The organism is Curtobacterium sp. 9128 (genome assembly GCF_900086645.1).
Lineage (GTDB): Bacteria > Actinomycetota > Actinomycetes > Actinomycetales > Microbacteriaceae > Curtobacterium.
Map to the genome: position 1 here is coordinate 1,629,781 of NZ_LT576451.1, position 13,814 is coordinate 1,643,594.

General features: G+C 71.0%; 11 protein-coding genes and 1 pseudogene. 5 read left to right on the top strand and 7 right to left on the bottom strand.

What is annotated here, in order from left to right; genetic code table 11:
* The first annotated feature begins 9 nt into the window (after positions 1–9).
* From gatA to QK288_RS07925, 5 genes and pseudogenes are all read left to right on the top strand, one after another.
* On the top strand, positions 10–1,557 hold the full coding sequence (gatA, locus tag QK288_RS07905; protein ID WP_281267256.1) for an Asp-tRNA(Asn)/Glu-tRNA(Gln) amidotransferase subunit GatA: 1,548 nt from the start codon (positions 10–12) through the stop codon (positions 1,555–1,557).
* On the top strand, positions 1,557–3,059 hold the full coding sequence (gatB, locus tag QK288_RS07910; protein WP_281267257.1) for an Asp-tRNA(Asn)/Glu-tRNA(Gln) amidotransferase subunit GatB: 1,503 nt from the start codon (positions 1,557–1,559) through the stop codon (positions 3,057–3,059). Before gatA ends, gatB begins: the two co-directional genes overlap by 1 nt.
* 191 nt (positions 3,060–3,250) lie before the next feature.
* Positions 3,251–3,780: pseudogene (locus QK288_RS07915) on the top strand (type III polyketide synthase); the annotation flags it as partial.
* 87 nt (positions 3,781–3,867) lie between these two features.
* Positions 3,868–4,350 (top strand): 3-oxoacyl-[acyl-carrier-protein] synthase III C-terminal domain-containing protein, encoded by a 483-nt coding sequence (locus QK288_RS07920; RefSeq protein ID WP_348639044.1) that lies wholly within the window; start codon positions 3,868–3,870, stop codon positions 4,348–4,350.
* Complete coding sequence (locus tag QK288_RS07925; RefSeq protein WP_281267258.1) at positions 4,347–5,069, top strand: methyltransferase domain-containing protein; 723 nt, start codon at positions 4,347–4,349, stop codon at positions 5,067–5,069. The genes QK288_RS07920 and QK288_RS07925 overlap by 4 nt, the downstream gene beginning before the upstream one ends.
* Positions 5,070–5,298: 229 nt before the next feature.
* Here the strand turns inward: QK288_RS07925 and QK288_RS07930 are convergent, their stop codons facing one another.
* The 7 genes from QK288_RS07930 to QK288_RS07960 all read right to left on the bottom strand — a co-directional run bounded on the left by QK288_RS07930 (position 5,299) and on the right by QK288_RS07960 (position 13,629).
* Positions 5,299–6,396, bottom strand: a complete 1,098-nt coding sequence (locus tag QK288_RS07930; RefSeq protein WP_281267259.1) for a BadF/BadG/BcrA/BcrD ATPase family protein — start codon at positions 6,394–6,396, stop codon at positions 5,299–5,301.
* On the bottom strand, positions 6,384–7,688 hold the full coding sequence (locus QK288_RS07935; RefSeq protein ID WP_281267260.1) for a 6-phospho-beta-glucosidase: 1,305 nt from the start codon (positions 7,686–7,688) through the stop codon (positions 6,384–6,386). Before QK288_RS07935 ends, QK288_RS07930 begins: the two co-directional genes overlap by 13 nt.
* 7 nt (positions 7,689–7,695) lie before the next feature.
* Positions 7,696–8,586 carry a carbohydrate ABC transporter permease gene (locus QK288_RS07940; RefSeq protein ID WP_281267261.1) on the bottom strand — a complete coding sequence of 297 codons (891 nt, stop codon included), beginning with the start codon at positions 8,584–8,586 and terminating at the stop codon, positions 7,696–7,698.
* On the bottom strand, positions 8,586–9,632 hold the full coding sequence (locus tag QK288_RS07945) for a sugar ABC transporter permease (protein WP_281267262.1): 1,047 nt from the start codon (positions 9,630–9,632) through the stop codon (positions 8,586–8,588). The genes QK288_RS07940 and QK288_RS07945 overlap by 1 nt, the downstream gene beginning before the upstream one ends.
* A 2-nt stretch (positions 9,633–9,634) precedes the next feature.
* Entirely contained in the window at positions 9,635–10,981 is a 1,347-nt protein-coding gene (locus QK288_RS07950) for an extracellular solute-binding protein (RefSeq protein ID WP_281267263.1), read from the bottom strand.
* Between the two features lie 141 nt (positions 10,982–11,122).
* A complete protein-coding gene (locus tag QK288_RS07955; protein WP_281267264.1) occupies positions 11,123–12,364 on the bottom strand; it encodes an ROK family transcriptional regulator in 1,242 nt (413 codons plus the stop codon).
* 215 nt (positions 12,365–12,579) lie between these two features.
* A complete protein-coding gene (locus QK288_RS07960) occupies positions 12,580–13,629 on the bottom strand; it encodes an alcohol dehydrogenase catalytic domain-containing protein (protein WP_281267265.1) in 1,050 nt (349 codons plus the stop codon).
* Positions 13,630–13,814 lie beyond the last annotated feature (185 nt).

Below are 13,814 nucleotides of genomic sequence, written 5' to 3' on the forward strand. Positions count from 1 at the left end.
GGAAGAACAGTGACCGACGACATCACGAAGCTCAGCGCCGCGGCGCTCGCCGACGCCCTGGTGGCGCGCGACGTCTCCAGCGTCGAGGCGACCCAGGCACACCTCGACCGCATCGCCGCGGTCGACGGGGACGTGCACGCGTTCCTGCACGTCAACGAGAACGCCCTCGGCGTCGCGAAGTCCATCGACTCGCGCCGCGCCGCCGGCGACGACCTCGGCGCCCTCGCGGGTGTGCCGGTGGCCATCAAGGACGTGCTCTGCACGCTCGACATGCCGTCCACCTCCGGGTCGAAGATCCTCGAAGGCTGGGTGCCGCCCTACGACGCCACCCCGGTCGCGAAGCTCCGCCGCGCCGGCCTGGTTCCCCTCGGCAAGACCAACATGGACGAGTTCGCGATGGGCTCGACGACCGAGTTCTCGGCGTACGGCCCGACGCACAACCCGTGGGACCTCGACCGCATCCCCGGTGGGTCCGGCGGCGGTTCGGCCGCTGCGGTCGCCGCCCACGAAGCGCCCCTCGCGCTCGGCTCGGACACCGGTGGGTCGATCCGCCAGCCGGGCGCCGTCACCGGCACCGTCGGCGTGAAGCCCACCTACGGTGGCGTCAGTCGGTACGGCTCGATCGCCCTGGCGTCGAGCCTCGACCAGGTCGGCCCCGTCGCCCGCACCGTCCTCGACGCCGCGCTCCTGCACGACGTCATCGGCGGGCACGACCCGCGCGACTCCACGTCGATCCGTGACGATTGGCCGTCGTTCGCGGCCGCCGCCCGTGACGGACTGCAGGCGGACACGCTCAAGGGCCTCCGCGTGGGCGTCGTGAAGGAGCTCGCCGGTGGCGAGGGCTTCCAGGCCGGCGTCACGCAGCGCTTCCAGGAGACCGTCGCGATCCTCGAAGCCGCCGGTGCGGTCGTCGTCGAGATCGACGCACCGAGCTTCGCGTACGCCATCAGCGCCTACTACCTGATCCTGCCGGCGGAAGCGTCGTCGAACCTCGCGAAGTTCGACTCGGTGCGGTTCGGCCTGCGGGTCACGCCAGAGGGCGGCGCCACGGTCGAGGACGTGATGGCAGCCACGCGTGAAGCCGGCTTCGGACCAGAGGTCAAGCGTCGCATCATCCTCGGCACCTACGCGCTCAGCGCCGGGTACTACGACGCCTACTACGGCAGCGCGCAGAAGGTCCGCACCCTCGTGCAGCGCGACTTCGACAAGGCGTTCGAGCAGGTCGACCTGCTCGTCAGCCCGTCGGCGCCGACGACCGCGTTCCCGCTGGGCGAGCGCCTCGACGACCCGCTGTCGATGTACCTCAACGACCTCACCACGATCCCGGCGAACCTGGCGGGCGTCCCCGGCATGAGCATCCCGAACGGTCTGGCTCCGGAAGACGGCCTGCCGACCGGCGTGCAGCTGATGGCCCCGCAGCGTGAGGACGCCCGGCTGTACCGCTACGGCGCGGCACTCGAACGGCTGCTCGAGCAGCAGTGGGGTGCGCCGCTCATCGACCGGATCCCCGACCTCGACTTCAGTCAGCAGTCGGCAGCAGAGGAAGGCGTGGTCTGATGGCCGCCAAGGACGCACTCATGGACTTCGACGAGGCGATCGAGCGCTTCGAGCCGGTCCTCGGCTTCGAGGTGCACGTCGAGCTCGCCACGAAGACCAAGATGTTCTCCGACGCCCCGAACTTCTTCGGCGGCGAACCGAACACCAACGTGACGCCGGTGGACCTCGGGCTCCCCGGCTCGCTCCCCGTCGTGAACGAGCAGGCCGTCCGGTTCTCGATCAACCTCGGGCTCGCGCTCGGGTGTTCGATCGCCGAGTCGTCGCGGTTCTCCCGGAAGAACTACTTCTACCCGGACAACCCGAAGAACTACCAGATCTCGCAGTACGACGAGCCGATCGCCTTCGAGGGCGAGGTCGAGGTCGAACTCGCCGACGGCACGCTCTTCCAGGTGCCGATCGAGCGCGCCCACATGGAAGAGGACGCGGGCAAGCTGACGCACGTCGGTGGCGCGACCGGTCGGATCCAGGGCGCCGAGTACTCGCTCGTCGACTACAACCGTGCCGGTGTGCCGCTCGTCGAGATCGTCACGAAGCCGATCTTCGGTGCCGCCCACCGGGCCCCGGAGCTCGGCGCCGCGTACGTGCAGGTCATCCGTGACCTCGTCCGTGCGCTCGGCGTCTCCGAGGCCCGCATGGAACGCGGGAACCTGCGCTGCGACGCCAACATCTCGCTGCGTCCGTGGGGCCAGGAGAAGCTCGGCACCCGGACCGAGACGAAGAACGTCAACTCGTTCCGCGCCGTCGAGCGCGCCATCCGCTACGAGATCCAGCGACAGGCTGCGATCCTCGCGGACGGCGGCACGATCACGCAGGAGACCCGGCACTGGCACGAGGACACCGGACGCACCTCCGCGGGGCGCCCCAAGTCCGACGCGGACGACTACCGCTACTTCCCGGAGCCCGACCTGCTCCCCGTCGTGCCGGACCCGGCGATGATCGAGGAACTCCGAGCATCCCTGCCGGAGGCACCCGTCGCCCGCCGACGTCGCCTCAAGGGGGAGTGGGGCTTCGCCGACCTCGAGTTCCAGGACGTGGTGAACGGCGGCCTCCTCGACGAGGTCGAAGCCACCGTCGCCGCCGGTGCACCAGCCCAGGCCGCCCGCAAGTGGTGGACCGGTGAGATCAGCCGCGTCGCGAACACGCAGGACGCCGCCGCCGGGGACCTCGTGTCGCCCGCGCACGTCGCCGAGCTCATCACGCTCGTCGAGTCCGGCGACCTGACCGATCGCCTGGCACGCCAGGTGCTCGAGGGCGTCATCGCCGGCGAGGGCTCGCCGTCCGCGGTCGTCGAGTCGCGCGGGCTCAAGGTCGTCTCCGACGACTCGGCGCTCACCGCCGCCGTCGACGAGGCACTCGCCGCGCAGCCGGACGTCCTCGCCAAGATCAAGGACGGCAAGGTCCAGGCCGCTGGCGCGATCATCGGAGCCGTCATGAAGTCGATGCAGGGCCAGGCCGACGCTGCCCGCGTCCGCGAGCTCGTGCTGGAGCGGGCGCAGGCCTGACGCCGCCGCACCGAACCGCAGAACGGACACAGCACCGCGCATCGGCGCGGTGCTGTGTCCGTTCCGCGGTTCCGTGCCGTCGTGGTCGTACCTGGGGACACGTCCACGACCCGGTGACATGATGAGGAGTGTCCGCAACGATCCGCGCCATCGGTACCGCCGTCCCCGAGACGACACTCGACCAGGTGGCGGTGCGCGAGCTCTTCGCCGCGCAGCCAGGGCTCGGTCGCCTCGGTCGTCGTCTGGTCCCCGCCGCGTTCGACGCATCAGCCGTCGCGCACCGGCACACCGTCCTGGGGGAGCTCGACCTCGCCGGCCGGCCCGGACGCTTCCGCGATGCCGACGGGACGCTGCAGTCGCCGTCGACGGGCACGAGGAACGACCGGTACCGGGAACTCGCTCCCGCCCTGTTCGTCGAGTCCGCGCGGGACGCCCTGCACCGATCCGGCATCGGCGCCGCGGACGTCACGCACCTCGTCACGGTGTCGTGCACGGGGTTCACCCAGCCGGGGCCTGACCTGGCGATCGTCGAGGGACTCGGGCTCCGCCGCACGGTCTTCCGGCAGCACATCGGGTTCATGGGGTGTTGCGCGGCGTTCCGGCGCTCCGGATCGCCGACGCGTTCGTCGCCGCTGATCCGTCCGCCGTCGTGCTCGTCGTGTGCGCCGAGCTGTGCACGCTGCACGTCCGGGCATCGGACGACCCGGACCAGATCGTCGCGAACAGCGTCTTCGGGGACGGTGCCGCCGCTGCCGTCGTGACGGCCGACGGTCCCGGGCTGCGGCTCGACGCGTTCGCCACGACGGTCGTGCCGGAGGGCGCGTCGGAGATGGCGTGGAACATCGGTGACGAGGGCTTCGAGATGGTCCTCAGCACCGCGGTGCCGAAGCTCGTCGGAGCGACCGTCGCCGAGGCGGTCGCGCCCCTGCTGGACGGACCAGCGGCGGACGTCCCCGTGTGGGCGGTGCACCCCGGTGGCCGCGCGATCCTCGACCGGACGCAGGACGCACTCGGGTTGTCCGACAGCGCCATGGCGAGCAGCAGGGCGGTGCTGCGCGAGCACGGGAACATGTCGAGTGCGACGGTGCTGTTCGTGCTGCGGGACGCGTTCGATGCCGGGATCACGGATGGTGCGCCCGTCATCGCGCTGGCGTTCGGCCCGGGCCTGACCGTCGAGAGTGCACGCCTCACCGCAGTCGGGACCGGCGTGACGGACGCGACCCGGACGACGGACGCGACCCGGACGACGGACGCGGTCGATGCGGTGGCACTCGCCACGGGGCGGGCGTGAGCAGGCGGGCCGGAGGTGGGCAGGGCCTCCCGGCAGTGGACCTGCGCCTTCGCGACCTGGAGCTCCGCGAACTCATGGACGACCCCGACTGCGACCCGCGGGCCCTGGCGCGGACGTTCCGGCGGTTCGCCGTCGTGAACTCGCTGGTCAGCGGGTGGCGCGCCGCGTGGCGGACCCACGTCGTGCCCGCGTTGCCGGCGAGCGGCCGCGGACGGGTGCTCGATCTCGGGTGCGGCGGCGGCGACCTCGCGAGGGCGCTCGTGCGCTGGGCGGCGAGTGACGGGTTCGACATCGAGGTCGTCGGGGTGGACCCGGATCCACGGGCGATCGTCGCGGCGACGCGCTCCGTCCCTCGTGGCGTGTCCTTCCGCGAGCAGTCGAGCGGTGACCTGGTGGCAGCGGGGGAGCGCTTCGACGTCGTCGTGTCGAACCACGTGCTGCACCACCTCGGGGACGAGGAGCGTGCGGGCTTCCTCGGTGACTCGGAGCGGCTCGCGGCGACCAGGAGCCTGCACTCGGACATCCGGCGGTCGGCGTCGGCGTACCGGGCGTACGCGCTCGGATCGGTGCTCGTCGCTGCCGGGACGTTCGTGCGCGTGGACGGGCTGCGCTCCATCCGTCGGAGCTTCACGCTGCCGGAACTCCGGACGGCGCTGCCGACGGGGTGGCGGGCGGAGTCGGCGGCTCCGCACCGGGTGCTCGCCATCCACGACGCCTGACGCTGGGTCCGGTCCGCGAAAGCGACAGAATCCGCCCGAACTTGGGATGGATTCTGTCGCTTTCGCGGCAGGGACCCGAGTCGCTCGGGTGGGACTGTCGCTTTCGCGGAACAGCCACCAGCCCGCAGGCCCGCCACCAGCCCGCAGGCCCGCCACCAGCCGCAGGCCCGCCACCAGCCGCAGGCCAGCCACCAGCCCGCAGGCCCGCCACCAGCCCGCAGGCCCGCCGCTACGCCAGCGGCAGCGCCGCCGTGCTCGCGAACGAACGGGACAGCACCGCGGCCCGGTACCGCTCGAGCGCAGGCGCCCCCGCCCCGACGGACTCGAGCGCCGCGAACCCGGCACCGAGCACCGGGGGAGCGGTGACCCACGTCGGCACGGCACCCGGCACCCGCGCGGCGAGCCCGGACACGACCGCGTCGACGAGGAGCGGGTGCCGGGCAGCGAGCACCCCGCCGCCGAGCACGACGGGCACCGGCGACGATGCCGATCCGCCGAGGCCGAGTCGCCCGAGCGCCACCGACGCCAGCAGCACGATCTCCTCCGCCTGCCGCGCGACGACCCCGGCAGCGACGACGTCCCCGGCACCGGCGACCTCGAACAGCACGGGGCAGAGCCGGTTGAACACGCGTTCGTCGAGCCGGCCGAAGTGGATCGCCTCGGTGACCTCGCGGACGGACCCGAGCCCGAGTGCCGCAGGCACCGCGTCCACGAGCGCCGTGGCCGGTCCGCGCCCGTCGTCCGCACGGGCCGCGTGCCACAGCGCCCGGTTGCCGAGGTACGCCCCGCCGCCCCAGTCGCCGGACACGTCGCCGATCGCCGGGAAGCGCGAGGTCTCCCCGTCGGCACGGACCGCGAGCGCGTTGATGCCGGTGCCACACACGACGGCGGCTGCGTCCGGCGACAGCGTGCCGGCCCGCAGCAGCGCGAACAGGTCGTTGTCGAGGACGTCCGGCGCGCCGCCGTCCTCGTCCCAGTGCGCGAGCGCCGCGGTCGCCGCGACGAGTTCGTCGTGCAGGTCGAGCCCGGCGAGGTACACGTGCGTCGTCCGGATCCGCCGGCCACCGAGCTCCCGGAGCACCCGTGCACGGACCCCGTCGATGATCGGGCCTGCGAGGTTCCACCCGCGGGTCTGCGGGTTCGAGCCTGGCCCACGCGCGTGCGCGACGAGCGACCCGTCCAGCCCGATCGCGACGACGTCGGTCTTGCTGCCGCCGCCGTCGACCGCGAGCACCACGTCCGTCGCGCGGCCCGCGTCCGGCAGACCGATCACCGGACTGGAGGCTCGGCCCGGGTCCGCCTCGCCGGTCCGGCTCAGCCCGCCCACGTCACCTGCTCCGATCGCGTCCACGGCAGGTGTTCCGCGTTCGCGGCCAGGAGCAGGTCGGTGAGCTTCTCGGCCTTGTCGACCTGCCCCACGAGGGGGTGCGCCCACATCGCCCGGAGCACCCGGTCGCGGCCGCCGTGCACGGCCGCGTCGAGCGCCAGGCGTTCGTACCCGGCGACGTGGGACACCAGCCCCACCATGTCCGCGTCGAGCGGTGCGACCGGCAGCGGGGTGATCGCCTGACGGGTGACGCGCGCTGGGACCTCGATGACGTGGTCGTCGGGGAGGAACGGGAACGTGCCGTCGTTCCGCACGTTGAGCACCTGCACGTCGCCGCGGTCCCCGAGGATCGAGGACAGCACGTCGATCGCCGCCTCGGAGTAGTACGCGCCGCCGCGCTGCTCGAGCTCGACGGGCTTCGTGACCACGGTGGGGTCGGCGTACTTCGCGAGGAGCGCGTGCTCGGTCGCCATCACGGCCTCGGCGCGGGTGGGCTCGTGGAGCTGTTCCTCGAGCACGATGTCGTGGCTGTAGAAGTAGCGCAGGTAGTAGGACGGGACGGCGTGCTGCAGCCGGATGAGGTCCTCGTGCATGTGCACGCTCTCGGCCATCCGGGTCAGTGCGTCGCCCGGCGCGAGCAGCTCGTCGAGCACGTCGCGCGTGGTGCCGTCGGCGCCGGTGACGTGCACGCCACGCTCCCACGTCAGGTGGTTCAGCCCGACGTGGTCCAGGCGGACCGACGTCGGGGCGACCTGGAACTCCCGGGCGAAGCGGCGCTGGAAGCCGATCGCCACGTTGCACAGGCCCACGGCGCGGTGCCCGGCCTCGAGCAGCGCACGGGTGACGATGCCGACCGGGTTCGTGAAGTCCACGATCCAGGCGTCGGGCTTCGCGTGCTTCCGGACGAGGTCGGCGTACTCGAGCACCACGGGTACGGTGCGCAGTGCCTTGGCGAACCCGCCCGGACCGGTGGTCTCCTGCCCGATGCAGCACGCCTCGTGCGGCCAGGTCTCGTCCTGCTGCCGAGCCGCCTGCCCGCCGATGCGGAGCTGGAACATGACGGCGTCCGCGTCGCTGACCCCGGCGACGACGTCGTCGGTGACGTGCACGGTGCCGGGGTGTCCGGCGTGCGCGAACATCCGCTGGGCGACACCGCCGACGAGTTCGCGCCGCTGGGGGTCGGGGTCGACGAGCCAGAGTTCGTCGATGGGGAGCTGGTCTCGGAGCCGGGCGAAGCCGTCCACGAGTTCGGGGGTGTAGGTGGAACCGCCACCGATGACTGCGAGTTTCACTGTGGTGCTATCCCTTCACGCCGGTGAGCGCGATGCCCTCGACGAATGCCTTCTGTGCGAAGAAGAAGATGACGACGACGGGGACCATGACGACGACGGTCATCGCCATCGTCATGGACCAGTCGGTGCCGTGTTGGCCGCGGAACGTGGCGAGTCCGTACGCGACCGGCCAGGCTGCCTGGTTCTCGGACGCGTAGAGGAGCGGGCCGTAGTAGTCGTTCCACGAGTTGAAGAACATGAAGATCGCCGCTGACGCGATGCCGGGTCGGGCCATCGGGACGACGACCCGCATCAGGACACCCCACTCGCTGCAGCCGTCCATGCGCGCGGCGTCCCCGTACTCCTTCGGGATCGTCATGAAGAACTGCCGGAGCAGGAAGATGCTGAACGCGTCGCCGAGCAGGTTCGGCAGGATCAGCGGCCAGAGCGTGCCGGTCAGGTGCAGGTGCGACCACATCACGTAGACCGGCACGGCGGTGACCTGCGGGGGCAGGAGCATCGCCACGATGATCACCGTGAAGATGAGGTTCGCGCCCTTGAACTTGATCTGCGCGAGCGCGTACGCGGCGGGCACCGAGCTCAGGAGCATGAACGCGGTGGCGAGCACGGCGTAGAGCGCGGAGTTCCCGAACCACTGGGCGAGCGGCAGTTCGCTGAACACCCTGGCGTAGTTCGAGAAGTCGAACGGCTTCGGGATGATCGACGCCGTCAGCGCCTGGTTGCTCGACATCAGCGAGGTCAGGACGACGAAGACGATCGGGGCGAGGGTCAGGACACCGAGCGCGACGAGTGCGGCGTGCTCGGCGATCCAGAGCAGCAGGCTCCGACGCGGCTTGCCCGTGCGGGGTGCCGCGCCACGGGGTGCCCGGGCGAGCGGGGACTGGGAGACGGCGGTCATCAGGTCTCCTCGGGTCTGAAGACGGAGATCCGGCGCATGGTGAACACGAGCACGATCGCGGTGACCACGAACAGCACGACGGCCATCGCGGACGCGTACCCGAACTGGAAGTTCGCGAACCCGTGCTGGTAGAGCAGCTCGGTGTAGGTCAGCAGCGAGGTGCCCGGGTACCCGAGCTGCGCCGCCGTGCCACCACCGATGGTCGCCTTGCCCGACGCCACCCCGGATGCGACCGCGGCCTCGGTGAAGTACTGCAGGGCCGCGATCACCCCCGTCACGGCGGCGAACCCGATCACCGGGGCGATCGTCGGCAGCGTGATGTGCCGCACCTGCTGGACGCCGTTCGCCCCGTCGAGCGACGCGGCCTCGTACAGGTCGCGCGGCACGTCGAGGAGCGACGCCAGGAAGATGATCATGATGTCGCCCATCACCCAGACGCCCATGATCACGAGTGACGGCTTCGACCACGCCGGGTCGTTGAACCACAGCGGCCCGTCGATCCCGAAGAACTTCAGGATCTGGTTGACGGGGCCGGTGCCGGGGTTGAAGAGGAACACGAAGGCCACGACGCTCGCGACCGGCGGGACCAGGGCGGGCAGGTAGAACAGCGTCCGCCAGAACCCGGTCGCGGTCTTCGCCCGACTGAGGAGCCCGGCGACGAGCAGCCCGCAGACGATCCGGATCGGCACCAGGATGACGACGAACCACGCGGTGTTGACGACGGCCGGCCAGATCTGTGGGTCCTGCGTGAACAGGAACCGGTAGTTCAGCAGCCCGACGAACTGGGGCTCCTGCAGCTGGTTGTAGCGCGTGAACGAGTAGAAGACGCTCGCCACGAGCGGGTAGGCGAAGAAGACCGCGAGGCCCGCCAGGGCCGGGGCGAGCATGGTCAGCGCGACGAGTCGACGGCGCGACTCGGCGGAGCGGCGCCGGCGTGGCCGGCTTCCAGGGGCCGTCGAACCGGGCCCTGCTGGGGCCGGCGGCCGGGAGGCGCGGGTGGGCCGCGCCTCCAGGCTGCCGGTTTCCGGGGTGGTGAGGTCCGTCATGGTCACGGACCAGCCAGCTGGTTGGCGTTGTCGATGTCGGAGTCCAGCTTCTTGAGCTTGGCGTCGAGGTCGCCGCCGTTCTCCTGGTACGCCTGCCAGAACTTCGTGAAGGTGCCGATGTAGGCGGCGCCGTCCGCGGTGCCGGGCGAGGTCATCGTGTCCTTGTTGCCCGCGACGTCGACGAAGGTCTTGTAGTTCTCGTCGACCTCGAGCTTCGGCGACTGCAGTGCCGAGGTGAGCGTCGGGATGTTCTTCAGGCCGTTGCCCATCGTGACCTGCGCGTCAGTGTTCGTCGACAGGTACTTCAGCAGCGCCCAGGCGAGCTCCGGGTTCTTCGAGCCCTTCGCGATGCCGGCGACGTTGCCCGCGATGTACGTCGAGCCGTAGTTGCCGACGCCGTCCATCACCGGGGTCGGCGCAGTGCCGTAGTCGAGGTCCGGCTTCTGGTCCTTGATGAACGCCGTGCGGTACTCACCGTCGATCTGCATCGCGACCTGGCCGGTCTGGAACGCGTTGTCGGCGGCGAACTCCTGGCCGAGGCCCGACGTGAAGGCCTTGAGCTTGTCGTAGCCGATCTCGTCGACGAAGTCCTTCTGCCACTGGATGAGCTTCTTCCAGTTCGCGGAGGTGCCGATCTCGCTGTTGCCCTTGCTGTCGAGCCACGTGCCGTCGATCATCGGCGCCCAGTGCTCCGGGGAGTTCTCGTAGAAGTCGATGAGCGGGTTGAAGCCGAGCTGCTTGATCGAGCCGTCGGCGTTGTACGTCGTCATCTTGAGGGCGTCGGCCTTGAGCTCGTCGAGCGTCTTCGGCGGGGTGGTGATGCCCGCGGCGGCCATCGCGGGCCTGTTGACCATCAGCGCGCTGACGTCCGCGAGCGCCGGCAGGGTGCACCGGGTGCCCTTGTACTCGGTGTACGAGCGCACGGCCTTCGGGATGTCGGACAGGTCCACCTTGTCGCGCTTGATGTACGGCGACAGGTCGCGGAAGGCGCCGGAGGAGCAGAAGCTGCCGACGATCGCCGTCGAGTACGACAAGCCCACGTCGATGCTCTGGCCGGACGAGATCGCCTTCTGGAGCTTCTCGTCGTCCTGACCGGCGTGGATGTCGACCGTGACGCCGGGGTTGGCCTTCTCGAAGCCGGCGACGGCGCTCTTCACGACACCGGCTTCGCGGCCCGTGAAGAAGTGCCACAGGGACACGGTGCCCTTGAGCTCCTTCGGGGCGGTCTTGTCGATCGAGGACGCGCTGCTGCCGGAGCTGCAGCCGGCGACGACGAGTGCGCCGGTGGTCGCGACCGCGGTCGCGGTGAGGATGCGGCGGATGACCCGCCGGTTCGGTGAGTGGGACACTGCGGAACTCGCTCTCTGCTCTCGCTTCAGCGGTCCGGTCGGCGTCACACGGGTGTGTGGTGCCGGATCCGGGCGCGCCGAAGAGCCCTCGGACAGGGCTGGGGATGTGGTGCCTCGAGTGGTGCGGGTGGGTGGTGCGGTTCAGGCGTGCTCGGCGGTGGCCGTCTCGGCCGCATCGTCGCTGATGCGTTCGAGTCGGTCGCCGAGCGCGGTGCGCACGACGTCGATGAGGACGTGTCGTGCGCCGTGCAGGACGGGGGTGTCGGGGACGCCCGGTGCCACCACGGCGGTGGACCAGCGGGTGCGGGTCCTGAGCCAGGCGGTCACGGCGGCGGCCAGTGCGGGACCGCCCGCGATCCCGGTCGGGCCGTGCAGCACGACCGTCTCGGGATCGGCGACGGCGAGGGCGGGGAGCACGTTGTGCCCGACGCGCTCGCCGAGGGCGATCGTGAACGGGTGCTGCTCGGGGAGCCCCGGCAGCTGCGGGAGCACCTGGCGCCAGTCGGCAGCACTGCCGTCCGGAGCCGTGATCCCGTGTTCGGCGGCGAGGGCGATGATCGCGGACTCGGAGATGAGGTCCGCGACGATCGTCGCCGTCGGGTCGAGGGGGAGCGCGTCGGCGGGCACGCTCAGGTAGCCGAGCTCGCCGGCGGCTCCGGAGGCGCCGGTGTGCAGGCGCCCGTCGAGGTCGAGCGCCATGCCGAGGCCCTCCGCCATCCAGAACAGCGCGAAGCTCTCCGGCGTGCGGCCGGCACCCATGTTCCGCTCGGCGATGGCGGCGAGGTTCGCGTCGTTCTCGACGAGTACCTGCACGCCGAGCTGCTTCGACAGCGTCTCGGAGACCTGCTCGCGGGGCCAGCCGGGCAGCCCGTCGGTGAAGATGAGGGTGTCGGTGGCGTGGTCGACGGAGGCCTGCACGCCCACCGCGACGGCGGTGACGAGGTCGGGGTCCACGCCGGCGGCTGCTGCGGCACGACCGACGGCTGCGGCGACGATCTCCTCGCCGGGGTCCTGCATCTCGGTCTCCGACATCCGGTGCTCGGCGACGGGGTAGGTGCGGCCGGTGGCGTCGACCACGGTGGATCGGACGTCGATGAGTTGGACGTCCACGGCGACGGCGAGGTCGCGGTCGGTGATCGCCTGGTAGACGACGGCGCTCGGGCCACGACGGCCTGCCTGCGACTCGGTGCCCGCTTCGCGGATGAGGCCGGCTGCCTCGAGCCGGCGGATGATCTCGGCCGCGGTGGGCTTGCTGAGCCCGGTGCGCTGGGCGATCTCGTTCCGGGTCATCGGGCCGTCGTCGAGGAGCAGCGCGAGGGCGGCGCGGTCGTTCAGCACGCGCAGCAGTGCCGGCTGCCCTGGAGTGCGTCCGCGTGTGCTCATGTCGAGGACAGTAACGGACAACCTTCTTTACTGAAAGGTTTGTTTACCGATTCGAAACACGCGTTCTGCTCTCGGAAACACCGGCGGGGGTGGAGGCCGAAACGCGCGTAGGGGGCCGAATCGCGCGTAGGAGGCCGGATGTTCGGGCCTCCTACGCGCGATCCGGCTTCCCATTGCAGGTGCGATGGGCGGGATCGCCCACCCCGCACGACCGGCTACGGGCGCAGCAGCACCTTGATCGCGCGACGCTCGTCCATCGCCGCGTACGCCTCGGCGGCCTCGTCGAGGGGGAGCTCCAGATCGAACACGCGACCCGGGTCGATCGCACCGGACAGCACGTCGGGCAGGAGCTCGGGGATGTACGTGCGTGCAGGGGCCATGCCGCCGCCCACCGTGATGTTGGTGTCGAACAGGTAGCGCATCCCGATCGTCGGCACCCCGTGCGGTACCCCGACGAAGCCGAGGTTGCCGCCGGCCCGCACGACGTGCAGGGCCTGGTCCATGCTCTCCTCGGTGCCCACGGCCTCGACCGCGCAGTCCGCCAGGTCGCCGCCGAGCAGGTCCTTCACGGCCTGCACGCCCTCGTCCCCGCGGGTCTCGACGATGTCCGTCGCTCCGAACTCCCGCGCGAGCGCCTGGCGGTCGGCGTGCCGGCTCATCGCGATGATGCGCTCCGCTCCGAGCCGCTTCGCCGCGAGCACGGCGCAGAGCCCGACCGCGCCGTCACCGACCACGACGACGGTCTTGCCGGGTCCGACCCCTGCCGAGGCCGCCGCGTGGTGCCCGGTCGAGAAGACGTCCGACAGGGTGAGGAGCGACGGGTACAGCGCCGGGTCGACCGGACCCGGGACCACCACGAGCGTCGCCGACGCGTCGGGCACGCGGACGTACTCCGCCTGTGCGCCGCCGACCGGGTCGCCGTACGCGTCCTTCCCGCCGAAGCCGGAGAGGTGCTCGCACCCCGTCGTCATGCCGTTGCGGCACGCCTGGCAGGTGCCGTCGTTCATCGTGAAGGGGGAGATCACGAAGTCACCGACCGCGAGCCCGGTCACCTCGCTCCCGACCGCGGTGACCTCGCCGATCATCTCGTGGCCGATCGGGTGTGCGTGCTTCGTCTCGGTCACGCCCCGGTAGGGCCAGAGGTCCGACCCGCACACGCACGCGGCCGCGACCTTGACGACCGCGTCGCGCTGGCTGATGAGCGACGGCTGGTCGAGGTCCTCGACGCGGATGTCGCGAGGGGCGTGGATGACTGCTGCGCGCAAGGTCGCTGTCCTTTCGAGATGACGAGGCACCCGCCGAGTGTCGGCGCTCCGACCCCTCCGCGACGGTGCATGACCACGACCCTACGCACATCATGCGAGGCCGCGATGCGCCCGCTGCGTTGCGCACCCCATGTCCTCTTTTCGACCCACCGGAATCTGAGAATACTCATGGAAAGCAGAATTCA